Annotated in this window: 23 protein-coding genes; 14 read left to right on the top strand and 9 right to left on the bottom strand. The window is 65.5% G+C overall.

Annotation, left to right across the window (positions count from 1 at the left end; all coding sequences use genetic code 11):
* Positions 1–17: 17 nt before the first annotated feature.
* Positions 18–791, top strand: coding sequence for a type 1 glutamine amidotransferase domain-containing protein (locus C560_RS0100920; RefSeq protein ID WP_026536772.1), 774 nt, complete (start codon positions 18–20; stop codon positions 789–791).
* A gap of 82 nt (positions 792–873) precedes the next feature.
* Here C560_RS0100920 and C560_RS0100915 read toward each other — a convergent pair whose 3' ends face one another.
* Together C560_RS0100915 and C560_RS0100910 are read right to left on the bottom strand one after the other, a co-directional pair.
* The gene (locus C560_RS0100915) at positions 874–2013 is read right to left on the bottom strand and encodes an amidohydrolase family protein (protein WP_026536771.1); all 1140 of its coding nucleotides are present in this window, start codon (positions 2011–2013) and stop codon (positions 874–876) included.
* Positions 2013–3386, bottom strand: a complete 1374-nt coding sequence (locus C560_RS0100910) for a glutamine synthetase family protein (RefSeq protein ID WP_051532925.1) — start codon at positions 3384–3386, stop codon at positions 2013–2015. Before C560_RS0100910 ends, C560_RS0100915 begins: the two co-directional genes overlap by 1 nt.
* Before the next feature lie 257 nt (positions 3387–3643).
* On the opposite strand from C560_RS0100910, the gene C560_RS0100905 reads away from it, so the two are divergent.
* Positions 3644–4081 carry a nuclear transport factor 2 family protein gene (locus tag C560_RS0100905; RefSeq protein ID WP_026536769.1) on the top strand — a complete coding sequence of 146 codons (438 nt, stop codon included), beginning with the start codon at positions 3644–3646 and terminating at the stop codon, positions 4079–4081.
* Positions 4082–4097: 16 nt separating this feature from the next.
* Here the strand turns inward: C560_RS0100905 and ligD are convergent, their stop codons facing one another.
* Entirely contained in the window at positions 4098–5342 is a 1245-nt protein-coding gene (ligD, locus tag C560_RS0100900) for a non-homologous end-joining DNA ligase (protein ID WP_026536768.1), read from the bottom strand.
* 48 nt (positions 5343–5390) lie between these two features.
* On the opposite strand from ligD, the gene C560_RS0100895 reads away from it, so the two are divergent.
* On the top strand, positions 5391–5783 hold the full coding sequence (locus tag C560_RS0100895) for a VOC family protein (protein WP_026536767.1): 393 nt from the start codon (positions 5391–5393) through the stop codon (positions 5781–5783).
* A 23-nt stretch (positions 5784–5806) separates the two neighbouring features.
* Here the strand turns inward: C560_RS0100895 and C560_RS0100890 are convergent, their stop codons facing one another.
* Together C560_RS0100890 and C560_RS0100885 are read right to left on the bottom strand one after the other, a co-directional pair.
* Entirely contained in the window at positions 5807–6844 is a 1038-nt protein-coding gene (locus tag C560_RS0100890) for a LacI family DNA-binding transcriptional regulator (protein WP_197026076.1), read from the bottom strand.
* Positions 6845–6997: 153 nt separating this feature from the next.
* Complete coding sequence (locus tag C560_RS0100885) at positions 6998–8446, bottom strand: sugar porter family MFS transporter (protein WP_026536765.1); 1449 nt, start codon at positions 8444–8446, stop codon at positions 6998–7000.
* Positions 8447–8743: 297 nt separating this feature from the next.
* On the opposite strand from C560_RS0100885, the gene C560_RS0100880 reads away from it, so the two are divergent.
* The gene (locus tag C560_RS0100880; protein WP_026536764.1) at positions 8744–9787 is read left to right on the top strand and encodes a Gfo/Idh/MocA family protein; all 1044 of its coding nucleotides are present in this window, start codon (positions 8744–8746) and stop codon (positions 9785–9787) included.
* 14 nt (positions 9788–9801) lie between these two features.
* Here C560_RS0100880 and C560_RS0100875 read toward each other — a convergent pair whose 3' ends face one another.
* Positions 9802–10386 carry an HhH-GPD-type base excision DNA repair protein gene (locus C560_RS0100875; protein WP_026536763.1) on the bottom strand — a complete coding sequence of 195 codons (585 nt, stop codon included), beginning with the start codon at positions 10384–10386 and terminating at the stop codon, positions 9802–9804.
* A gap of 104 nt (positions 10387–10490) precedes the next feature.
* Here C560_RS0100875 and C560_RS0100870 point away from each other — a divergent pair, with 104 nt between their 5' ends.
* Both C560_RS0100870 and C560_RS0100865 read left to right on the top strand, forming a co-directional pair.
* A complete protein-coding gene (locus C560_RS0100870; protein WP_026536762.1) occupies positions 10491–11954 on the top strand; it encodes a protein adenylyltransferase SelO in 1464 nt (487 codons plus the stop codon).
* A 12-nt stretch (positions 11955–11966) separates the two neighbouring features.
* On the top strand, positions 11967–12290 hold the full coding sequence (locus C560_RS0100865) for a hypothetical protein (RefSeq protein WP_026536761.1): 324 nt from the start codon (positions 11967–11969) through the stop codon (positions 12288–12290).
* A gap of 28 nt (positions 12291–12318) precedes the next feature.
* Here C560_RS0100865 and C560_RS0100860 read toward each other — a convergent pair whose 3' ends face one another.
* On the bottom strand, positions 12319–12657 hold the full coding sequence (locus C560_RS0100860; RefSeq protein WP_026536760.1) for a hypothetical protein: 339 nt from the start codon (positions 12655–12657) through the stop codon (positions 12319–12321).
* Between the two features lie 123 nt (positions 12658–12780).
* Here C560_RS0100860 and C560_RS0100855 point away from each other — a divergent pair, with 123 nt between their 5' ends.
* Both C560_RS0100855 and ppsA read left to right on the top strand, forming a co-directional pair.
* Positions 12781–13599 (top strand): pyruvate, water dikinase regulatory protein, encoded by an 819-nt coding sequence (locus C560_RS0100855; RefSeq protein ID WP_026536759.1) that lies wholly within the window; start codon positions 12781–12783, stop codon positions 13597–13599.
* A gap of 151 nt (positions 13600–13750) precedes the next feature.
* Complete coding sequence (ppsA, locus tag C560_RS0100850; RefSeq protein WP_026536758.1) at positions 13751–16168, top strand: phosphoenolpyruvate synthase; 2418 nt, start codon at positions 13751–13753, stop codon at positions 16166–16168.
* A 114-nt stretch (positions 16169–16282) separates the two neighbouring features.
* On the opposite strand, the gene C560_RS0100845 is transcribed toward ppsA, so the two are convergent.
* Complete coding sequence (locus tag C560_RS0100845; protein WP_026536757.1) at positions 16283–16972, bottom strand: HAD family hydrolase; 690 nt, start codon at positions 16970–16972, stop codon at positions 16283–16285.
* Positions 16973–17261: 289 nt separating this feature from the next.
* On the opposite strand from C560_RS0100845, the gene C560_RS0100840 reads away from it, so the two are divergent.
* The gene (locus C560_RS0100840) at positions 17262–18086 is read left to right on the top strand and encodes a VOC family protein (protein ID WP_026536756.1); all 825 of its coding nucleotides are present in this window, start codon (positions 17262–17264) and stop codon (positions 18084–18086) included.
* A 54-nt stretch (positions 18087–18140) separates the two neighbouring features.
* Here C560_RS0100840 and C560_RS0100835 read toward each other — a convergent pair whose 3' ends face one another.
* Positions 18141–18920 carry an ion transporter gene (locus C560_RS0100835; protein WP_026536755.1) on the bottom strand — a complete coding sequence of 260 codons (780 nt, stop codon included), beginning with the start codon at positions 18918–18920 and terminating at the stop codon, positions 18141–18143.
* 180 nt (positions 18921–19100) lie between these two features.
* Here C560_RS0100835 and C560_RS0100830 point away from each other — a divergent pair, with 180 nt between their 5' ends.
* The 5 genes from C560_RS0100830 to C560_RS0100810 all read left to right on the top strand — a co-directional run bounded on the left by C560_RS0100830 (position 19101) and on the right by C560_RS0100810 (position 21796).
* Positions 19101–19304 carry a hypothetical protein gene (locus C560_RS0100830; RefSeq protein WP_043435465.1) on the top strand — a complete coding sequence of 68 codons (204 nt, stop codon included), beginning with the start codon at positions 19101–19103 and terminating at the stop codon, positions 19302–19304.
* A gap of 126 nt (positions 19305–19430) precedes the next feature.
* Entirely contained in the window at positions 19431–19931 is a 501-nt protein-coding gene (locus C560_RS20870; protein ID WP_231494215.1) for a DUF1326 domain-containing protein, read from the top strand.
* Between the two features lie 83 nt (positions 19932–20014).
* On the top strand, positions 20015–20251 hold the full coding sequence (locus C560_RS23185; protein ID WP_155855696.1) for a copper chaperone: 237 nt from the start codon (positions 20015–20017) through the stop codon (positions 20249–20251).
* A complete protein-coding gene (locus tag C560_RS23180) occupies positions 20239–20517 on the top strand; it encodes a copper chaperone (RefSeq protein ID WP_026536753.1) in 279 nt (92 codons plus the stop codon). Before C560_RS23185 ends, C560_RS23180 begins: the two co-directional genes overlap by 13 nt.
* 217 nt (positions 20518–20734) lie before the next feature.
* Complete coding sequence (locus C560_RS0100810; protein WP_043422229.1) at positions 20735–21796, top strand: hypothetical protein; 1062 nt, start codon at positions 20735–20737, stop codon at positions 21794–21796.
* The last annotated feature ends 122 nt before the right edge of the window (positions 21797–21918 follow it).

Below are 21918 nucleotides of genomic sequence, written 5' to 3'. Positions count from 1 at the left end.
GACGAAAGGAAGAATTCATGAAGAAAATCCTCATGGTACTGACCAGCGTTTCCGAGATCGGCGATACCGGAGAGAAGACCGGCTACAACGTGGCCGAGGCCGCACATCCGTGGAAGGTCTTCAAGGATTCCGGGCATTTCGTCGACTTCGCGTCCATCCAGGGCGGCCAGCCCCCGCGCGACGAGGTGGACTCGGAAGATCCCATCCAGGTCGCCTTCACGGAGGACGAGACCACGCGCGCCGGTCTCTATAACACTGCCCGCGTCGACGTCGTTGATCCCGACCAGTACGACGCCGTCTATCTCGTGGGCGGCCACGGCACCATGTGGGACTTCCCGGACAGCAAAGGTTTGCAGGATCTGGTGGCCAGCGTCTACAACGCCGGCGGCCTGGTGGGCGCGGTCTGCCACGGACCGGCCGGCCTGCTGAACGTGGAATTGAAGAACGGGCTTCGCCTCGTCGAGGGCCGTAAGGTGGCCGCCTTCACCAACGACGAGGAGGTTGCCGCGGGGAAGGACAAGGTCATTCCGTTCTTCTTGGCCGACCGGCTTGAGGAACAGGGCGCCACGCACGTCGCCGCTGCTGTCTTTGAGGAGAAGGTTGTGGTTGACGAGCGGCTGGTGACCGGGCAGAACCCGGCCTCAGCCGCCGGCGTGGCCAAGGAGATGGAGAAGCTCTTCGCAGAGGTCATCCACCAGGAAAAAGCCGAGGAAAAGCACGACGCGGAGGCTCTTCGCGCGGAGAAGGACGCCGAGAAAGACGCCAAGAAGGCGGCAGAGACCGAGCACTAGCGCAGCCGTTGAGTGACAGCAAAACCCCTCGTCAGAGGGGTTTTTGCTTTAACGTGTGGACAATGACCGTGGTGGGGTCCCGTTACGGCAGTCCGTAGACCCTACGGGCGTTCTCCCGCGCAACCAGCTCCACAACGCGGCGGGCATCGGCGTCCGACCACTCGTCGTCGTCAATCCACTGGCCGAAGATGGCTGCAATCGCGTTGCGCCACAGCCGCGCGCCGAGGTAGTGGAGCTCAGCCGGGCCGATGGCATCGGACGAGTAAAGGATCTTAGTGAAGGGGGCGAGTTCGAACGAGCGCGCGATGAGGCTCCGGCTCCGGACGCCGACGTGGTTCACCGCCAGGCCGACGTCGAAGTAGACGTTGTCGAAGGCCTGCGCGAGATAGCCGGCCTCACGCTCGAACGGGTAGCAGTGCAGGAGCAGGACGGGGACCCTGCTGGCTTGAATCGACCGGAGAAAGTCGAGCAGAAGCAGGGGGTTCGCCCGGTCAAGGTCCAGCTCCCGGTCCCCGAACCCGACGTGGAGCTGGAGTGGAAGCCCGAGCGAGATTGCGCAGTGCAGGCCGAAACGGATGAGGGTGAGGTCATCAAGACGCACCGGCCCACCGGACTCGATCCGCTGCCGCCACCGCTTCGCGGACTCAGCCACCTTGCGGTCGGCCGGCCGGGAGAGGTCATGATTGAAGCCGGCCCGGTAGGCCAGAACGGACTTGGCCCCCACGACAATCCGGGGGCGGCTGGCCAGCAGCGCGGTGAACGCCTCCACGTAGTCGCCCGGCTCCTGGCCGGATTGGATCAGGGTTTCGGCGAGGGTTTCCAGGCGTACGATCTCGCGGACGGTGGCCCCGGCAGTTTCCGCCATCCCGGGTGGATCGAGCATGGCCCCGGTGTTGAATCCGGCGTCGATGAGCCAGTGACTGACCCCGGCTGCCCGGGTCATCCGTCGGCTGATTTCCAGTTCGCCGAGTTCGCTGCGGCGCCGCCAGTAGAGCTCGGGCGAGACGTGCCGGGGCAGGTCGATGATCTCGGCGCACCAGCGGCGGAAGGCGAAGCCCAGTTGGGAGTCGTAGGCCGCCGACGGTACGGCAAGGGGCTCGCTGTTGGCCTCGTTCAGCGAATTCTGAAAGCGGGTTTCGTCGCCGTCGACCCCATACGCGCCGTGAACGTGATGGTCGATGAGCCGTATGTCTTCGACAAACCCGGCGAACGACGTGCCCATCAGATCGACCAGGCAAGGCGGAATAGGGCCGCGAGTTCCTTGGGGTCCCGGGCCCCGTGGGTCTCCTGCTCATGGCGCCGCACCGCAACGGTGGCGTCGACAACCTCGTTGCCCAGCAGTCTTCGGGCGGACGCGGAGTTGTCCAGGGACGTGATGATTTCCGACGGCGAGTCCGAGACGGTGCCGATCCCCGCGGCCTGCCTTTCCGCCGCGGAGAGGCGGCTTGGGTCGCCGGTAACTTCAGCAGGCAGGCGGCTGCCGCTCGTGATGCCCTCGAGAGCCAGGGCCAGGATGGCGGCGGAGGCCAGGTACACGCTGGCGGACCCGTCGATGACCTTGACTTCGACGTTGGCCCCGTGGGGATTGCCCACACCGCCGTCGACGAAACGGACGGATGCTTCACGGTTTTCCAGGCCCCAACACAAAGCGGCACCGGACCACGCTCCGGGCGTGAGCCTGATCCCGGACAGGATAGAACCGGTGAGCAGTCCCTGCACCTCGGGAAGCCCTTGGATGATGCCCCCGATTGCGGCCCCTCCCTCCTCGGTGATGCCGTACGGGCCGGGGCCGCCGCTGAAGAGGGGTGCTCCGCCATGGGAGAGGGAGAAATGCTGGTGGGCGCCATTGCCGACCGAGCCGGGGAAGGGGGCGGGAGAGAACGAGGCCTGCAGCTTGTGGGCACGGGCGACCCTGCCGACAATGATCTTGGCCAGCACCACGGTGTCCGCTGCCGCGAGCGGAGCTGCCGGGGCAAGGGAGAGCTCAAACTGGTTGCGGCCGTATTCCGCGTGGAGCTGTTCAACCTGGGCACCCGAATCCTCCATGGCGGCCAGCAGGTCGGTGAGGAATTGCTCCCGGTCAAGCAAACCGGTCAGCCCGTACGGGGCCCAGGGGGCGTCGTCGAGCGCCGTACCGTCGGCGGCGACGAGTACGAACTCCAGCTCGTGGCCCACGAGTGCCCGGTAGCCGGCGGTTGCGGCCCGCTCCTGGACTCGGGCCAGCGTGCCACGCGCGCAGGCCGGATCCCGGCTCCCATCCTGGCGGAACATGTCTGCGGGAGCCCACGCCAAGCCTCCGCCGAGACTGCGCAACCCCGTGGGATCGATCCTCAGGCGCAGGTCGCCGACGGCGCTGATGCTGTCGGTGAAGGCGATGGCGCCGTCAATACAAAAGACATGCCAGACCGGAGCGGCACCCATGCCCGCCCGATGGAAGGCGCCGAACCGGGCCACCGGGACACTCTTGGCAAGGGTGATTCCGGCCGCGTTCACCATCGTTCCGATGACCAGATGAACGCCGGCCTGTTGGAGCCGGTCCGCTGCCGCATCCAGGTCGGCCGCGTCGAAGGCGGGGAAGCCCGAGGCATCGCTCATAGGGATATTCTGCACCTTCGTCGCGAGCACGGAAGGCACAACAGGAGCGATCCAGCCGGCCAAACAATCGGTTTGTGCAGCTGGAAGAACGGGGGAGGGAAGGTTGAGCCGATGCTACCCGAGGTCCGGCGCCACAATGGCCAGGCCAGCCCTTGCAGCCACCACGAGGCAGGCTTAGGATGGCGGGGCCGCGATGGCCTGGACGGCGATGGACCTATCCGGCCGTTGACGAACAGTGTGCCCTTTGGAGGTCCGACGTGAGCGAGCGGGATGACTTCATGGCCTGGGTTGGCTCGCGTCTCAAAGACGCCGAGACCGCCCTGCATAACGGCGATGCCGCGCCGCGGTTCGCCATCTGGTCACGAAGAGAGCCCGTCTCCGTGCTCGGCGCGTGGATGTCCGGCAGCGGTGCCGAGGACGTGGGGCACATCTTCCGTCAACTGGAAGCATCGTTCTCGCATTGCACGTCGTACACGCACGAAGTGATTGCTGCCGACGTGATCGGGGACATGGCCTATACCGTCGGCTACGAGCATACAAGCGCCTCGGTGAACGGAGAGCCCAGGGACTACACGCTGCGCGTGACTCAGGTCTACCGGCGCGAGGATGGCGAGTGGAAGGTCGCCCATCGCCACGCAGACACGCTGGCGCAGCCGGACAAGCAGGCGCAGCCGGACAAGCCCCAGGACGCCTGAACGCAGTCCGGTGGTGTCAGGAGCCGGGGCGCCCGGGCCACTCTTTGCCTGCCCAGGGGTCGTAGTCTGCGATGAGGTCCTCCTGTGGCAGACGCTCCTTTTCCGGGACATGCTGCAGGTTCACCCGCACCCGGTACCAGAGCGAACTCGAACCCCGCATTCCGTCGACGAGTATGTCAGCGGGGTGCAGGCTCGGCAGGAGGTCCGCGTGCCGGGTCTTCCATTCCTCGAGCGCCGCCAGCGCCTCGGGCTTGGTCTTGGTCCGTGCCACTTCGATGAGCGGCATCACCGACTGCCTGCGGCCCAGGCCGTCGCCGCCGCGCGGTGGCTTCTCGGCGGGGCCGAGCTCGGAAGCCAGGGTGAGCAGTCTGTCGAGCGCCCCAACCGCGTCGTCGATCCCGGCGTGGGGGTCGCCCATCGCTGCGTAGCGCTCAAGCACCGTGGGCACCGTGAATTGTTCAGGCCGGGTGGAGGTAACCTCGTTCCAAGTGAGCGGAGTCGACACCCGGGCGTCGGGCAGGGGCCGGATCGAGTACGCCGATGCCACGGTGCGGTCCTTGGCGTTCTGATTGAAGTCGACGAACACACTCTCGCCGCGCTCCTCCTTCCACCACCGCGCGGTGGCGAGGCCCGGAGCGCGGTTCTCGACCTCGCGGGCGAGAGTCTCGGCGGCGAGCCGCACGTCGCTGTATGACCACTGGGGCGCGATGCGCACGAGGATGTGGAGTCCCCGCGAACCGCTCGTTTTCGGCCACCCCACCAGTCCCACGTCGTCGAGCACCTCCCGCGCGACATAGGCGACGTCAACGATCTGCGCCCACTCGACCCCCGGCATCGGGTCCAGGTCGACCCGGAGTTCGTCGGGGTGTTCGAGGTCCTCTGCCCGCACGGGGTGCGGGTTGAGGTCCAGGCATCCAAGATTCACGACCCACGCCAAGCCCGCAGCATCCCTGATGACGGCCTCTTCGGCTGATGTGCCGGACGCGTAGTGCAGCGTCGCCGTGTCGATGAAGCCGGGGTGGTTTTCGGGCACGCGCTTCTGAAAGAACGGCTCAGCGCCGATCCCCTTCGGGAAGCGCTTGAGCACCATGGGCCGTCCGCCTGCGCCCCGCAACGCACCGTCGGCGACGGTGAGGTAGTAGCGGACCAGGTCGAGCTTGGTCAGCCCGGGTTCGGGGAACACCACCTTGTCCGGACTCGAGATGCGGACCTCGTTGCCGCCAATGGTGAGGATCTCGGCTGGGGCCTTTGACGGGTTCATTCCGCCACGCTAGTTCCGGCCGGCTGCGCTTGGGAATAGCATTCCGGCATGGACGCCAAGTTATTCGCCTATCTCAGCTACAGTGACGCACCCGCAGCCCTGGACTGGCACCAGGCAGTGGGCTTTGACGTCATTCACCGGCAGGACGGCCCTGCCGGGACGGTGCTGCACGCCGAGATTCGCATGGGGGAGGCCGTGCTAATGGTGGCAAGTAACGACGCCGAGTACCGGCGGCCGCCACTTGTCGGTCGATCGACCGGCCAGGGACTATATCTGCTGGTTGACGACGTCGACGCATTCCATCAGAAGGCCCTCGCTGCGGGCGGAACCTCAGTGATCGAGCCCGAAGACACCCAATGGGGCGCCCGGCGCTGCCGGGTGCTCGATCCCCAAGGACAGGAATGGAGCGCCGGCACCTACGAGCCCGGAAAGGACTCGTGACTCATTCTTGCTCCGGCCGCCAGTCAGGTGTGGGCAGGGGGAGCGGTGGTGTTTCGAACGACGAGGCGCGGGACCAGCACGTCGGTACGTGGCGGCAGGGAGGGGTCGGCGATGCGGGCGAGGAGAACCTCCGCGGCGCGGATGCCTACGTCCCGGCTGACCGGGTCGACGGTGGTCAGGGAGACGTGCCGGATCCCGGCGAGATAGGTGTTGTCGTATCCGACCAGTGAGAGCTGTGCCGGGACGCTGATGCCATGCTCGTCGGCGGCTGAGAGCGCCCCGACGGCGAGGATGTCGTTGGCGGCGAAGACCGCTGAGGGGGGTAGGCCGCTGTCGATAAGGCGGCTCATTGCCTCAAAGCCGGACTGTTCACTCAAGTCCGTGGCTATCACCCGGATGTAGCCCTGCAAGCCGTGGCGGGTCATCGTGTCCCTGTAGGCGTCGGCCCGCACGGCAGCGGACCCGGTGGGGGCGGTGAGGAACGCAATGTCGCTGTGGCCAAGTCCAATCAGGTGTTCGACGGCCATCCGGGCGCCGGCGGCGTCGTCGTTGGTGACGCGATCCGCCGCCGGGAGGTCGAAGGCGCGCGTGCCGGCGACGACGGCTGGTGTGTGCAGTGTGGCGCGTGTGAGGTCTTCATCGGCGTTGAAGTCTCCGGCGATGACGAGGCCGTCGACGCGCAGTTCCATGAAGGCGGACACCGGACTTTCCCCCGGGCGGGCCAGATAGCGGGGATCGCCGAGGACCATCCGAAGGTTCTGCTCCCGGAAGATGATCTGCATGCCGTCGAGGAGCTCCACGAACCAGGGATTGGCGAGGTCGTCCAGCAGGACTCCCACTGTTTGCGTCCGTCCGCTGGCGAGCGAGCGGGCCGCATTGCTGGGCCTGTAGTCGAGTGCGGCTATCGCGGTGGCGACAGCGTCTCTTTTTTGTTCACTCACCTTGGGTGAACCCCGCAGCACCAGGGAAACGAGTGCGCGAGATACGCCGGCTTCGCGCGCCACATCCTCAATGGTGGCGCGCTTGGCCGCCCCATGCTGGTTCAGTTCGCTCCTGGACAAATGGCCTCCTGCCGGAAAGCGTATCGCGGGAAGCACAGCAGTTCCGGCCGCCGCCCCCATGGGCACGCGCACCGGTTCCGCTGCTGCCTGACGCCGGCCGCATGCCTGTCCCGTGGGGAAATACCGGCGGCTACGGCTGCGGACGTTCGATTCTCAGAGGGATACCGCCTTCTCGCCAGGTGCCGCGGGAGGCGCGATGATTGGGATGCCTCCGGTGCGGAAGTGCACCTCCAGTTCTTCCAAGGATTGCCCCTTCGTCTCCGGCACGAACTTCGCCACAAAAATCAGGGAAACAATGTTCACCAGCACGAACACGGTGAACGTCCCCGTTGAGCCCAGGGCGACGACGAGGATCGGGAACAGGAAGGAGATTGCCGCGTTCACGGTCCAGAGCGCGAACACCGCAATGCCCATCGCGAAGCCGCGGATGGCCAGCGGGAAGATCTCGGAGAGCAATAGCCACACGCAGGTGCCGATGAAGCACTGCACGAAGGCCACGAACAGCATCATCGCCGCCAGAATGGTGTAACTGACGAGGTCCGACTGGGGGAGCGTGAAGACGACGGCGAGGAGTGCCTGCGAGGCCACGACCCCGGAGAAGCCAATGACCAGCATGCGGCGGCGCCCGACAAAGCCCAGCAGCCAGATGCCCAGGACGGTCATCAGCACCGACGTCACGCCGACGGCGATGGTGGCCACGAGCGAGGCGCTCACACCGAGGCCGCTGCGCTCGAGGATCGTGGGGGCGTAATAGTTCACGGTATTGATGCCCGTCGCCTGCTGGGCCACGGCGAGCCCGATGCCCACCCAGAGGAGCCGGCGCATCCAGGGATTGTTCTTCAGGTCGCGCCAGGCACTGGAGCGCTCATTCCGGGCAGTGTTCGCGGACTCGACGATTTCCTTGTACTCGAAGTCGGCTTCCTCCGGGCTGCGGCTGAAGTTGAGGATGCGCCGGCTCTCGTCGAGCCTGTCGCGGATCGCGAACCAGCGCGGTGATTCGGGCAGGGCAAGCATGCCGATCAGCAGTGCGATGGCGGGGATGGACGCAACCCCAAGCATGATGCGCCAGACCTCGGAGTCGTGGATGACGGCGTCGAGGAGTGCGTTGATGGCAAAAGCAAGCATCTGGCCGGTGACGATCATCAGTTCGTTGATGGTGACCATGCGCCCGCGCAGATGTGCGGGCGCCATTTCTGCCAGGTACAGGGGGCACGTTACGGCGGCGGCGCCGACGCCAAGACCGAGGATGACGCGGGCCACGACCATGAACCCAACCGTCGGTGCGATGGCGCAGCCTATCGCGCCGACGAGAAAGAGCAGGGCGCAGACGAGCAGCGTGCCGCGCCGCCCGAGCTTGTCGGCGAGCTTGCCGCCGCTCAGCGCGCCCACCGCGGCGCCGGGAAAGAGCAGTGCGCTGACGACCGTGGCCTCTTCGACCGGGCTCATGCTCAGGGAGTCCTGCATGTAGAGCAACGCACCGGAGATCACTCCGGTGTCGTAGCCGAACAGGAGTCCGCCGAGTGTGGAGATGACAGTGAGACGGGCGAGATACCCGCGGTGTTTCGAGCCCGATGCGGGCGAGCTTGCTGTGTGCAACGACATTGTTGACTTCCTCGATTCGGCCGACCTGAACGGCGGACTTTGAATTGGGAGCGTTCCCGGGAGTGTGCTCGATCACGCACCATCAACGTTAGAGCGCTCTAACGGCATCGTCAATAGTTTGTATTGACATGCGCTCAAAGTATTCACGGCGCCCCGGATGCGGATGGCCAGGGGCCAATCCATGCTTTCTTCGGGGCTTTTCCCGAGCGAAACCTGTTTGTTACTATGTCAGGACAAACCTAGGAAAAGGGCAGTGACTCTCATGCGAATCGATGTCAGCACCAGGGCGGCCCGCAGATGACCGGGGTCTCCTCACTCCCGGTGTCCCGGGTCCCGGATACCCGAGCCGCACCCCCGCTCCGCTGGGGGATTATGGGTCCCGGCTGGATTGCGGAGCGCTTTACGGAATCCGTCCAGGCGCACACCTCGCAGGTGATTGCCGCGATCGGATCCCGCTCGCTGGACCGTTCCGAAGCCTTTGCCGGACGGCACGGCATCCCCGCTGCCTTCGGCAGCTATGAGGAGCTGGCGGCCGCCGACGTGGAGATCGTCTACGTGGCCACGCCGCACAACTTCCACTACGAGGCCGCCCTCATGGCGCTCGACGCCGGCAAACACGTTCTGGTCGAAAAGCCGATCGGCATCAACCGCGCGCAGGCGGCCGGCATCGCCAGCCGGGCCGCCGACGCCGGCCTGTTCGCCGCCGAAGCCATGTGGACATTTTTCCTGCCCAAGTTCGATGTCATCCGACAAGTGCTCGACTCCGGAATGCTCGGGGACCTCACTACGGTCTTCGCCGAATACGGTGAGCACTTTAACCCCAGCCACCGGATCTTCGACGCGGCGCTGGCGGGCGGGCCACTGCTGGACCTGGGCACCTATCCGCTCTCACTCATCACGTCCGTCCTGGGCGAACCGGACCGCCTCCTGGCGCTCGGTGAACCGCATGTATCAGGAGTCAATGCCCAGCTTTCGGCCGTCATGTCCTTTGCCGGCGGACGCCAGGCCATGATGAACACCCAGCTGCACAACTTCACGCCGACGTCGGCCACGATTGTGGGCACCGAGGCTTCACTGACAATTGACGGCCCCTTCAACATGCCAGGCAACTTCAGTGTCCGCTTCCCGGACGGCACCCAGCTGGTCTATGAGGAGCCGGCCGGAGCGCACTATGAGGGCCTGCACTACGAGGCTGCCGCCGTCGCCCGTGCCATTGCGGCAGGGCAGCTGGAGGTTCCACAGCGGCCGCTCGCCGAATCCATCCGGACCATGGCCGTCGCCGACGCCATCAGGAACCAGCTCGGAATCGTGTTCCCCGGCGAATCCATTGGAAGCCTTTGATCCGGCCCTCCGAATCAGCGCTCGGACGCCTTCGCGGCTTTGATGGCGGCCTTGGCTGCCTGCTTGCTGGCGCGCACTCTCTTCAGCGACTCGGGGTCCACGATGTCGGCGACCGAAAGAAATGCGCTCTCCTCGCCATAGGGGCCGGCAGCCTCACGCCAGCCTTGCGCCTTCAGGCCGCACTGCTTGCCGAGCAATGCAAGGAAGATCTTTGCCTTTTGCTCACCGAAGCCGGGCAAGCCCTTCAACCTGCGCAGCACTTCCTGGCCGTCCGGGTCGTCCTGGTTCCAGATGGCAGTTGCGTCCCCATTCCAATCGCGCTCTACGGTCGCGGCGAGGTCCTGGACGCGGGTGGCCATGGAGCTGGGGAAGCGGTGGATGGATGGACGCTCCTTGAAGATCTCCACGAAGCCTGCCGGGTCATATTCGGCGATTGCGGCCGGGGCCATCGACCCGATGCGCGTCCGGATCTTTTCGGGGCCGGCAAACGCAGACTCCATGGTCACCTGCTGGTCAAGCAGCATGCCAACGAGGAGTGCGAACGCGTCATTGCTGAGCAGTTGGTCGGCGGCGGGGTCGCCTGTGATGTGCAGTTCCATGCGCCCATCCTCCCACCAGCTCCGTGCCGCGTCATGGCACCGGCCCGAATCGGCCCTGCCGGGTCCAGCAGCATTGCTGACGGTGCCGCCGGTATCCTTGAAAGATGAGTGGCACAGCGCATGCAACCGTCACATTTGAGGGCCGCTTCGCCCGGGAGTTCCAGGAGATGGCCATTCCCTGGCGCGCGGAGGAGGCCCCCGAGCCCCACCTTCTGGTGCTCAATGAGCTCCTCGCCACCGAGCTGGGTCTCGATCCGGCCTTTCTCCGGAGTCCTGAGGGTCTGCGCCTTCTGACCGGGAACGCCGTCCCTGCCCAGGCCAGTCCGGTGGCGCAGGCCTACGCCGGCCACCAGTTTGGCTGGTACGCGCCCCGTCTCGGCGACGGGCGCGCACTCCTGCTGGGCGAGATCGGGCACGCCGACGGCCAGCTCCGCGACATCCACCTCAAGGGATCAGGACGCACGCCGTTTGCGCGCAACGGGGACGGCCAGGCAGTGGTTGGTCCTATGCTGCGCGAATACATCGTGAGCGAGGCGATGCACGCGCTGCACATCCCAACGACCCGTTCCCTCGCCGTCGTCGGGACGGGACGTTCGGTGCAGCGCGAGACGCTCCTGCCCGGCGCCATTCTGACCCGGGTTGCCAGCAGCCACCTGCGGGTGGGCAGCTTCCAGTATGCCCGGTCCACGGGCGACATCGGCCTTCTTCGCCGGCTCGCCGATTACGCCCTGACCCGTCACCACCGTGCCGCCGCGGAGGCCGCGAACCCTTATCTCGCACTCTTCCAAGGCGTCATCTCCGCCCAGGCTTCACTGGTGGCCAAGTGGATGCTCGTCGGGTTCGTTCACGGGGTCATGAACACCGACAACATGACGATCTCGGGTGAAACGATCGACTACGGGCCGTGTGCCTTCATGGACGGCTTCGATCCGGCCGCCGTCTACAGTTCGATCGACGAGAGCGGGCGGTACGCCTACCGCAATCAGCCGGTGGTGGCGGAGTGGAACCTTGCCCGGCTCGCGGAGTCGCTTCTGCCCCTGCTCCACGATGACGAGGAGCAGGCGGTGGGGCTCGCGGTGGAGGCCCTCGGCGAGTTCCGCCGGCAGTACAGTGAAGCCTGGTCGGCAGGCATGAAGGCCAAGCTGGGGTTCCGTGACGGGCTCGACGACGACGTGACCTCGCCTCTCGTGGACGAACTTGTGGCCTTGATGCAGGAGTCACGGACGGACTACACATCGTTTTTCCGGCACCTCGGCAAAGCCGCCCGCGGCCAGGCCGACGATGCGCGGCACCAGGTTCCGGACACGGCAGGTTTCGATGCCTGGCTAGGGCGCTGGCGTGCCTTGGCGCCGGATGCTGACGCCATGGACAGGGTCAACCCCGTCTACATCCCGCGGAACCACCTGGTGGAGGAGGCCCTGACGGCCGCTACCGGCGGAAACCTGGATCCGCTGGCACGGTTGTTGGACGCAGTCGCCGCGCCTTTCGACGAGCGGTCCGGGCTCGAGCGCTACGCCGCTGCCGCCCCGGAAAGCTTTGGCCCGTACCGGACGTTCTGCGGAACCTGAGGGGAGCTCATCATGGATACCGAATTTGCCGAGGTCATCGATCATGACGTCACCACCATCACCTGCGTTTGCGGTAATACCGTCAGCAACGAGGGATTGATCCAGGCCAACTCACAGGGCATGCCCGTTCACATCGGCGGAAACGTTCCCGTGCCCGCGGGGCTGGCTGCGTGGCCCGAGGACGAGGATCTCTACACCCTGTGCTCTTCCTGCGGCCGCGTTTACCATGACGCGGTCATCGAAGAGACTGGGACCGCGCCCGTTGCTTTCCGGATCGATATCACTGCCGGACCGGTTGCCGAGGCAATCCGGGTCCACTGGGACCTCAACACGTAGCAGATGGCCGTGTCCGGATCAGTAAGCCCTACACGGTGTCCGGCCGCTGGTCTCCCTTGTGGCTCCGCAGATTCTCCTGCACCTTGCCGAACAGATCCTTGATGGTCGTCTCCGTATTGGTGAGCATGTCCGGCTGTACGTAGACCTGTTGGGCGGGAGGCAGGCTGTAATGGGACGCCAGGCCAGCCGTACCGTCCACCCCTGCCAGCGCGATGGTCACACCACCCTCCTTGCGCGCAATGGCACCAATCCGGCCGAAGACCACGGTAAATTCGTCCGGCTGGAAGCTCACGGTCAGTCCGACATGTGTCCGATTAAGGTCACTTGCCGCGACGGCCTTCTCGTTGCCGGTCCCTGCATAGTTCATGTCGATCTCCCGGATAGCTGGTGGCGTTCTAAGCGAGCAGTCTACGTCCGGGACCGGAGGCCGGGTAGGGACCCGCCGGCTGCCCGATACCGGACCGGTCCCGGCGTGGGGGAGAATGCGTTCATGACCAAAGACGATCTACGGCCTGTCTATTTCCTTTCGGACAGCACCGGCATCACCGCGGAAACGCTCGGCAACACCTTGCTGACGCAGTTCCCCGCGAACCACTTTGACCGCATCACGGTCCCCTTCATCACCACGGTCGAACAGGCCCGGACGGTGGTCGGCACTATCGACAAACTGGCCGCCACAGGCCTGCAGCCGATCGTCTTTTCCACCGCGGTAAGCAGCGATATCCGCCAGGTCCTGGCGACGTGCCAGGGAATCATCGTGGATCTCATCGGGACCCATGTCGGACAGTTGGAGCGGGCCCTCGGTTCCCCGGCCAGCGGCGAACCCGGCAGGGCCCACGGCCTGGGCAATGCGGAGCGGTATCAATCCCGGATGGCCGCCGTCGAATACGCCATGGAGCACGACGACGGCCAAAGCCTGCGGGCGCTGGAAAAGGCCCAGGTCATCCTGGTGGCGCCGTCCCGATGTGGAAAGACGCCCACCACCATGTACTTGGCGCTGCAGCACGGCATCTTTGCCGCGAACTTCCCGCTCGTGGACGAAGATTTTGAACGGGAAGGGCTCCCCAAGCCGCTGCGGCCTTTCGTTGAGAAGTGTTTCGGGCTCTCTTCCAACCCCCTGCGCCTGAGCCAGATCCGCACCGAACGGCGCCGCGGCTCACCCTACGCGTCGTTGCGGCAGTGCGGCTTCGAGCTGCGCAGCGCCGAGCAGTTGTATATCTCCCATAGGATTCCCTACCTGAATTCGGCCACGGTGTCCGTAGAGGAGATGGCGGCCACCATCCTGCAGCGGATGAACCTCAAGCATTAGGGAAAAGTTTCACAAACTGAGTGTGGCGCACGTCATGTGGCAAGTGTGCCGGAGACCTGTCACTGTGGACAGGACTTGCGCCCATCAACCGGCCATCGCCGCAAGCCGGGCGCCGCACTTGCATGCCATCATCTGCAAAGGAGCAGTAACTATGACGACAGACATCCTGTGGTTCTCAGAACTCGGACTCAAGGACCTGGACCGGGTGGGCGGAAAGAACGCCTCCCTCGGTGAGATGGTGCAGAACCTGACCTCCGCCGGCGTCCAGGTCCCCGACGGCTTCGCCACCACCGCGGATGCCTACCGCAACTTCCTGGCGGAGTCGGGCCTGGACCAGAAGATCGCCGACCGGCTGGTCGGCCTGGACACCGATGACGTCACCGCCCTGGCAGCCGCCGGGCAGGAGATCCGGGCCCTCATGCGCGAGACGCCCTTCCTGTCGGACTTCGAAGCGCAAATCCGCGCCTCTTACCAGCAGTTGGTGGACAAGCACGGCGGCGCTGAGGACCTGTCCTGGGCCGTCCGGTCCAGCGCCACCGCGGAAGACCTCCCCGATGCCTCCTTTGCCGGACAGCAGGAAACCTTCCTGAACGTCCGCGGCATCGAGAACATCCTGCTCGCCATCAAGGACGTGTTCGCGTCCCTCTACAACGACCGGGCGATCGCCTACCGGGTGCACCACAAGTTCGAGCACGCCGAGGTGGCCCTCTCGGCCGGCATCCAGCGCATGGTGCGCTCCGACGTCGGCGCCTCCGGCGTCATGTTCACCATGGACACAGAGTCCGGGTTCCAGGACGCCGTGTTCGTGACGTCCTCCTACGGCCTCGGCGAGGCCGTAGTCCAGGGCGCCGTCAACCCCGACGAGTTCTACGTCTACAAGCCGGCGCTGCAGGCCGGCCGGCCCGCCATCCTCAAGCGCGGACTGGGCGAGAAGGCCCTGCAGATGACCTACACGAGCAGCCGCGAAATCGGCCGCACCATCGACTTCGTGCCGGTCGAGGCGTCCTTGCGGAACCAGTTCAGCCTCACTGACGACGACGTCGAGCAGCTCGCCCGGCACGCCGTCGCCATCGAGAACCATTACGGCCGCCCCATGGACATCGAATGGGGCAAGGACGGGATCGACGGCGGCCTGTACATCCTGCAGGCGCGCCCGGAGACCGTGCAGTCCCGCCGGGCTTCCGGCAGCCTGAGCCGTTTCCGGCTCAACGGGACCGGCCGGGTGCTGGTCGAGGGCCGCGCGATCGGCCAGCGCATCGGCGCCGGCAGCGTCCGCATCCTCACCGCGATCGACCAGATGGCGGCCTTCAAGACCGGCGACGTCCTGGTCGCCGACATGACCGACCCGGACTGGGAACCGATCATGAAGCGTGCCTCCGCCATCGTGACCAACCGCGGCGGGCGCACGTGCCACGCGGCCATCATTGCCCGGGAGCTGGGGATTCCCGCCGTCGTCGGAACCGGGGACGCCACCGATGCCCTCTCCGACGGCCTCGACGTGACCGTGTCCTGCGCCGACGGTGAGACCGGCGTGATCTGCGAAGGGCTCCTGGACTTCAGCGTCGAGGAAACCGAGATCACCCAGCTGCCCGAGGCTCCCGTCAAGGTCATGATGAATGTCGGGACCCCGGAGCAGGCGTTCACGTTCGCGCAACTGCCCAACCACGGAGTGGGCCTGGCCCGGCTTGAATTCATCATCAACCGCCAGATCGGCATCCACCCCAAGGCACTGCTGAACCTGGACGAGCAGCCGGCGGATGTCGCCGCGGAAATCCGTGAGCGGATCGCCGCGTACGAGAGCCCGCGGGACTACTACATCAAGCGCCTGGCCGAGGGCGTGTCCACCATCGCGGCGGCCTTCGCACCGGAACCCGTGATTGTGCGCATGTCCGACTTCAAGTCCAACGAGTACGCCAACTTGATCGGCGGCCCCGCCTACGAGCCGCACGAAGAAAACCCGATGATCGGCTTCCGCGGCGCCTCACGGTACCTGGAGCCGTCCTTCCGGGACTGCTTCGACCTTGAGTGCGAGGCCCTGTCCTTCGTCCGCAACGAGATGGGGCTGACCAACGTCAAGCTGATGATCCCGTTCGTGCGGACCTTGGACGAGGCCCGCGGCGTCATTGAACTGCTGGCGGAGAACGGCCTCACCCGCGGCGAGAACGGCCTCGAGGTGATCATGATGTGTGAGATCCCGTCCAACGCACTGCTCGCCGACGAGTTCCTGGACTACTTCGACGGGTTCTCCATCGGCTCGAACGACATGACCCAGCTGGCCCTGGGCCTGGACCGGGACTCTGCAATTGTCTCGGGCGGCTTCGATGAACGCGATCCGGCCGTCAAAAAGCTCCTGAGCATGGCCATCGCGGCCTGCAAGGCGCGCGGCAAGTATGTCGGCATCTGCGGCCAGGGTCCCAGCGACCACACGGACTTCGCCGAGTGGCTGGTCGGGGAAGGCATCGATTCAGTCTCCTTGAACCCCGACACCGTGGTGGACACCTGGCTCCGGCTCGCCGGCCCGGCGGTCGAAGCAGGAGCCGCAGCGGCAGTCGGCGCCGAGGCGAACTGACAGCACGGCCCAGAGCAGGTCAGGCAGGACACCCGACAGGGCAGCACGGACTGAGAATTCCAGTCAGTGCTGCCCTGTCGGGTGGCGGTTCAGGCGACGGACGGCGTGCCGCCGTTAGGCGCTTAGTTTTCCAATAGCGCTGCTTTCAAGGTTCTCCAACAAGTGCCGCGGATTGTCGTAGACCTCGGCGGCACCGGCCTCCCGCAGTTCGGCTTCGCTGATTCCGCCGCAAGTCAGGGCAATGGCCGGAACTCCGATTGCCGCGGCGGCCAACACGTCCCAGACGGCGTCGCCAACAAACACGACGTCCGCCGGGCTGAGTCCAAGCTTGTCCAGGCACGCCAGGAGAATGTCGGGAGCGGGCTTGCTCTCCTCGGCGTCGTTGGAACTGGTCCACGCATCGATGGACGTGCCGGCGTCCAGGAGGCGCCGGGTGACGTCCAGGTCGCGCTCCTGCGCTGATGATGCCAAGCCCACGGCCAGCCCGGCGCCGGAGCACGCGGCCAGGAGGTCCCGGGCAGAGTCGAAGGGCCGCAGGGAAGGCCAAAATGTGGAGAACACGGCGCCGTGCGCGGACTTGAGGTCTTCCTGCATGTCCTTGGTGCACCCGGGAACCAAGTGTTCAATGAGCTTGTCGCCGCCCATGCCGACGCAGCGGTGGATGGCGGAGATCTGGATGTCCAGGCCCTCCCGCCGGAACGCCTGCCACCAGGCAAGGGCGTGGAAATAGCTGGAGTCAATCAAGGTCCCATCGACGTCGAAAAGGACGCCGCGCTTCTTTCCGGGTTTTGAACCAGGCATCATTGCTACCCCACCTTCAGTTGAGGGCGGCCGCATGCGCCTGACCAGGCGAGGGCTCGGCCCATCACGGATTTTTCCGGCCTGGGGTCCGAAGGACCCGTCAAAGACTCCTCGGCGTCCACGATCAGAACGCCGCCACCACTCGCCAGGGAGTCCACCAATTCCAAATGTCCGGCCACTTCAACCTCCTCGTCTCTGCTGGAAGCGTGCATAGTAAGACTACTTAATAGAGAAGTCGGGCGCCCGGCCGGGCCTCTGCTCGCTAGGCTATGTCCATGGACGGGAGCAGGACATGACCCAGCGAACCTACCCTCAGGGCGTACCGTGTTGGATCGACACCGAGCAGCCCGACGTCGAGGCGGCGGCCGCATTCTATGCCGGCCTCTTTGGCTGGACGTTCGAGGACGCCGGGCCGGCGGGCGCGCCGGGCCGATACTTGATAGCCAAGCTCAATGGCCAAGACGTCGCCGGGATGGCGGGCACCCGGGGTGCCGCGGCGTGGAATACCTACGTATCCGTCGAGAACGCCGATACCGCAGTGCAGCGGCTGGTCGCTGCCGGCGCTACGGTGCGATCAGCTCCTGCCGATGCGGGCGAGGGCGGACGCGGTGCGGCGCTGACCGATCCGGAGGGCGCCGAGATCCGTGTCTGGCAGGCCAAGCGGCGCTTAGGGGCACAGGTGGCCAATCAGCCGGGGACCTGGAATTTCAGCGATCTCCACACGCCCAACCCCGGGGCGGCCATCAAGTTCTACGAGGACGCGTTCGGCTGGCAGGTCGACGACCTCGGCTTCGCGATGATGATCCGCCGGCCCGGCTACGGTGATCATCTGGAGGCGACAGTCGATCCTGGCATCAGGGCGAGGCAGTCAGGGCTGGCCGCCCCACCTGGCTTCGAGGATGCGATCGCCTGGGTCGCGGCCACCGCCCCCGACAAACTGCCGCGCTGGCACGTCTCGTTCACTGTCGCCGACCGGGACCAGACGGTGGCTGATGCGAAGCGACTCGGCGCCCAAGTCCTTCGCCAACACGACACCGAGTGGACGCGCACGGCACTGATCCGCGACCCCCAGGGAGCGGAGTTCACCGCCAGCCAGTTCACGCCTCCGTCGGACTGAGCGATGCTTCAACAGCGGCGCCAGGCCTGATGGCACCGGATGTGGGACAAACGTTCACGGGGTTGGCCCGGCAAGGAGCTTTCTGATCTCGGCGAGCTTTGCCTCGGACTCCTCCAGGCTCAGGCGGAGCCTTTCGACCGTTGCGGGACTCGTGTCAGCCGCTGTGACGGGCGGTACGGAATCCTTCTTCTTAGGGGAGAGGAAGAAGTTGGCCAGGTAGCCGGTGAACGTGCCGAAGATGCCGACACCGACGACGATGATGCCTGTCCCGATCATGCGGCCCGCATCGGTGACCGGATATTGGTCACCGTATCCGACTGTCGAGATCGTGACGATCGTGTACCAGAGGGAGTCCGAGGCCGACGTGATATTGGCCCCCGGCGCGTTCTGCTCGACGCTGAGAACCGCAAGGCTCCCGAATTCCAGCACGAAAATGCCCATGATCAGCAGGATGTACAGGGAGCTGCCGGCCCGATCTTTGAGCAGTGCGCGGCCGACCGTGTGGATGCCGACATCGCGGAGCAGGCGGTACACCCGGGCAAGCCGGAAGACGCGCAGGATCTTGAACTGCGCCAAGGGCACGCTGGCCAACAGGTCGGCCCAGCCGAAGTGCTTGAAGAAATAGGCGCCCGCCGATGGCGCGGTGAAAATCCGGAAGAGGAAGTCGGCGACGAAGATCATGCTGAACAGGGCGTTCATCGCCCTCAGTACGGTGTCGAGCGACTCGTCCTGCGCGGCATACAAGAGTACGAGATTGACGATCGACAGGATGGAAAGGATACCGATGAAGATTTCGTATCCGATGCTCTTCAGTTCATTGCGTTCCTTGCTCATGTGAGGATTCTGGCACGCGGGCAGCGGCCTGGCTGCTTGTGTGTGCGGGGCGCCGTCGTCCGCCAACCGGCAAGCATCCGGTGGATTGTGGTCAGCGACGCCAGGATCCGTTGCCGGAGCGCCTCCCAGGAGTAGGGTTTGCCTTGGCAGACGAAGGGGTCGGCAGACGAAAGGGTCCAAATGAGCTACAAATATCGAACCGTCCGGGTTCGCGGCACTGACCTGGTTGGAACCATCGCGCGCAAGCACGGGGGCGCGCCCGAGATCTACGAAACCTCGAAGGACCCGAGCACCTCAGTCGTTCCAGTATTTTTCCAGGCGACGGGTGAGGTCAGATTCTTCGACAGGTCAATGCTGGAGGACGTCGTGACGCCGGCCAGTTAGCAGCGGCGTTACACCGCCGGGCAGACGTAATAGTCGCCCTGGGAATGGGTGTCCGCGCGGCGTTGACACTGTTCAGGGCCTCGAGGAGCCTTTATTTTTGGGGGGCCTCTTCGAAAGGAGCCCTAAATGCCGTGGCATCTGGAAGGTACCTATTTTGAGAACTGCAACTGCGACATGGTCTGCCCGTGTACGGCATCAGGGCAGACCGCACCGGCGGACAATGACCGTTGCAACGTGGCCCTGGCCTTCCACGTGGAAACCGGCGACGTGAACGGTGTCGACGTCGGCGGTCTGACAGTCTGCGTCGTCGCCGATACTCCCGCCCTAATGAGTGTCGGGGGCTGGAAAGTCGGTCTTCTGATGGACGCCGCCGCCTCAGCTGAGCAAGTCGAGGCACTCGGTGCAGTCTTCGTCGACATGGTGGTCGAGGACTTCATGAATCCATTTGATTCCACAGGGCGAGGAGTGAAAATCAGCGGGGTCGGATTCCCAGCCGACACCCGGGCAGCCGACACGTCCAGCACCGCTCGCGTCGACGTGTTCGGGATGACCTGGGATAACACCGGGAAGAACTCCTTCTCGGCCCCTTCGCCTGGTCCGCCTAAGTGCCGGGCAGGAGCCGCCTGACAGCCGGCCACCATGCCGGAGAGTTGGCGTTGATCGGGTGCGCCGCGCTGGCCTGGTATCTGACTTACGTAGGCCTTTCCGACATGTCCACGGGCCCGGGAACCATGGGGCTGAGTCTCTGGGGTTTCCTGGCGGTGTGGACGCCGATGATGGCAGCCATGATGCTGCCGGCGCTGGCGCCCCTGACTTCGACGTACCTCAGATCCATCCGCGCCGTACGCAGCAGCCGGGTCAGGGCCATCCGGACAACGGCCCTGGTAGGCGGCTACCTTCTGACATGGATCGGATTCGGCGTCCTTGGGGGCTCATGGTGGTGCTGATTGCCGTCGGCGTGATGAACCTGGCGTGGATGGCGGTGCTCACGGTAGTGATCTTCCTGGAGAAGACGTGGAAGTACGGGCCCGCCTTCAGCCGGATCACTGGTGTCTCACTGATCGTTTTCGCGCTCTTCGTCCCGGCTCACCCGGAGCTGCTGCCCGGGCTGTACATGCCGCGCCCATGTAAAGGAAGCAAACCGCCGTCGTCGAATGACCCCCCCCGGGGATCGACGTCGGCACAGGCCCCGCGCGCCTGTCAGCGCTTCTAAGGCGTTGGCCCGTGGGGGGCCGCGCGAAAACGTCACCACCCCGTCGGCAAAAACCGCCGGCAAAACCAAAGAAAGCTGAGGGAATCCAGCACTGGCGGGCGGAGACCGGCAGGTCCAAGCTTTAACCATTCGACGCGGGGCCGGATGCGGTGGGCGTCCCGGCCTCCCAGGACGGCATGGCCAAGGGGATGGCACGGCGAGTGCGAGGAGAGTGGCGATGGTTGACACGGCAGCACAGACTCTTCGGGCAGGGGCGCGGAACGATCTTGTGACGGAACTGCTGGGCATCTGGCTCCTCCTGGCCGTCTTCCTTGACGGCTGGGCCCACCTGCACGTTCCCGGGCTGGAAACCTTCTTCACCCCCTGGCACGCGGCACTTTATTCGGGCCTGGTGGCCACCGCCGCGTGGACGGCAAGCCTGATCTGGAGGAACCGTCAGCCCGGACGGCCATTGACCCGGTCGGTACCGGCCGGCTACCAGGGAACAGTCGTCGGATTGGTCCTGTTCGCCGTCGCAGGCGTTCTGGACCTGGCCTGGCACGAGATCCTGGGCATCGAAGTCTCCCTCGATGCGCTGGTGAGCCCCACACACTTGCTGCTGGGGTTCAGTCTTTTCCTTATCCTCGGCACCGCGATCCGTAGTGCACGGGCCGCCAGCGGCTCAGAGGCCTTCAAATGGACGCCGCCTGCACTGTTGTCTCTCGCCCTGATGACCGGCTTGGGAGCCTTCTTCCTCATCTACTGTTCGGCGTTCGTCCGGACCCCGCCGGCCGTCCCATATCTGCAGACGCCAATCGGCAGCCCCGGGCACACCCAGGCGGAGTTGCCCCCGGCCCTCGGACTGGCCAGCTATTTGGTGACCACAGCGCTGATTATCGCCCCCTTCCTCTACACCTTTTCCGGAGCCCGAAGGCCGCCTTTCGGCATCGCCACCATCCTGGTCGCCGTGGTGGCGTGGCTGCCGCTGGCCATGTCGGGGCTGCGGCCGCCAGCGGTCGCCGGTGCGGCCGGTGCCACGATAATCGCGGCAGTGGCGGATGCGCTGCTCGCCCGCCGGCCGGGGCCGGGGCTGAGGCGCAGGTTGCCGGCGGTCACCGCCGTGCTCGCGGCACTCATCTGGACGGGCCAACTGGCTGGCATCGCCCTGGCGTCATCGATTCAATGGCCCGTGTCGATGTGGCTGGGAGCCGTTGTGCTGAGTGCGGGACTGGCTGCGGCACTGACCTTCCTCAGCTCGTGGAACACCAAGAGCGTCCCGGGGCCGGCAGCGCTGCGATGAGCGCCAAATCCGCACTGTTCGCGGCGCCCGGAGTGGGCTAATTTGGGGATAAAGGGGAGTGCCCGGTGGCCGGTTCGTTGCCGACGGAGGCGTCCGGCCTCGCCATCGAGTAAGGAAGCCCA

The organism is Arthrobacter sp. 9MFCol3.1, assembly GCF_000620385.1.
Taxonomy (GTDB): Bacteria; Actinomycetota; Actinomycetes; order Actinomycetales; family Micrococcaceae; genus Arthrobacter.
The sequence above is the reverse complement of the archived record's forward strand: the minus strand, read 5'-3'. Positions and strand labels throughout refer to the sequence as shown.

Excerpts from the sequence above, each read along its gene's own strand:
- C560_RS20870 (WP_231494215.1), top strand. The coding sequence starts at position 19,431 with ATGCCGTGGCATCTGGAAGGTACCTATTTTGAGAACTGCAACTGCGAC.
- C560_RS0100855 (WP_026536759.1), top strand. The coding sequence starts at position 12,781 with ATGACCAAAGACGATCTACGGCCTGTCTATTTCCTTTCGGACAGCACC.
- C560_RS0100875 (WP_026536763.1), bottom strand. The coding sequence starts at position 10,386 with ATGGAACTGCACATCACAGGCGACCCCGCCGCCGACCAACTGCTCAGC.
- C560_RS0100830 (WP_043435465.1), top strand. The coding sequence starts at position 19,101 with ATGAGCTACAAATATCGAACCGTCCGGGTTCGCGGCACTGACCTGGTT.
- C560_RS0100845 (WP_026536757.1), bottom strand. The coding sequence starts at position 16,972 with ATGATGCCTGGTTCAAAACCCGGAAAGAAGCGCGGCGTCCTTTTCGAC.
- C560_RS0100860 (WP_026536760.1), bottom strand. The coding sequence starts at position 12,657 with ATGAACTATGCAGGGACCGGCAACGAGAAGGCCGTCGCGGCAAGTGAC.
- C560_RS0100895 (WP_026536767.1), top strand. The coding sequence starts at position 5,391 with ATGGACGCCAAGTTATTCGCCTATCTCAGCTACAGTGACGCACCCGCA.
- C560_RS23185 (WP_155855696.1), top strand. The coding sequence starts at position 20,015 with ATGTCCACGGGCCCGGGAACCATGGGGCTGAGTCTCTGGGGTTTCCTG.
- C560_RS0100835 (WP_026536755.1), bottom strand. The coding sequence starts at position 18,920 with ATGAGCAAGGAACGCAATGAACTGAAGAGCATCGGATACGAAATCTTC.
- C560_RS0100810 (WP_043422229.1), top strand. The coding sequence starts at position 20,735 with ATGGTTGACACGGCAGCACAGACTCTTCGGGCAGGGGCGCGGAACGAT.
- C560_RS0100880 (WP_026536764.1), top strand. The coding sequence starts at position 8,744 with ATGACCGGGGTCTCCTCACTCCCGGTGTCCCGGGTCCCGGATACCCGA.
- C560_RS0100840 (WP_026536756.1), top strand. The coding sequence starts at position 17,262 with ATGACCCAGCGAACCTACCCTCAGGGCGTACCGTGTTGGATCGACACC.
- C560_RS0100865 (WP_026536761.1), top strand. The coding sequence starts at position 11,967 with ATGGATACCGAATTTGCCGAGGTCATCGATCATGACGTCACCACCATC.
- C560_RS0100915 (WP_026536771.1), bottom strand. The coding sequence starts at position 2,013 with ATGGGCACGTCGTTCGCCGGGTTTGTCGAAGACATACGGCTCATCGAC.
- C560_RS0100885 (WP_026536765.1), bottom strand. The coding sequence starts at position 8,446 with ATGTCGTTGCACACAGCAAGCTCGCCCGCATCGGGCTCGAAACACCGC.
- ppsA (WP_026536758.1), top strand. The coding sequence starts at position 13,751 with ATGACGACAGACATCCTGTGGTTCTCAGAACTCGGACTCAAGGACCTG.
- ligD (WP_026536768.1), bottom strand. The coding sequence starts at position 5,342 with ATGAACCCGTCAAAGGCCCCAGCCGAGATCCTCACCATTGGCGGCAAC.
- C560_RS0100910 (WP_051532925.1), bottom strand. The coding sequence starts at position 3,386 with ATGAGCGATGCCTCGGGCTTCCCCGCCTTCGACGCGGCCGACCTGGAT.
- C560_RS23180 (WP_026536753.1), top strand. The coding sequence starts at position 20,239 with ATGGTGGTGCTGATTGCCGTCGGCGTGATGAACCTGGCGTGGATGGCG.
- C560_RS0100870 (WP_026536762.1), top strand. The coding sequence starts at position 10,491 with ATGAGTGGCACAGCGCATGCAACCGTCACATTTGAGGGCCGCTTCGCC.
- C560_RS0100920 (WP_026536772.1), top strand. The coding sequence starts at position 18 with ATGAAGAAAATCCTCATGGTACTGACCAGCGTTTCCGAGATCGGCGAT.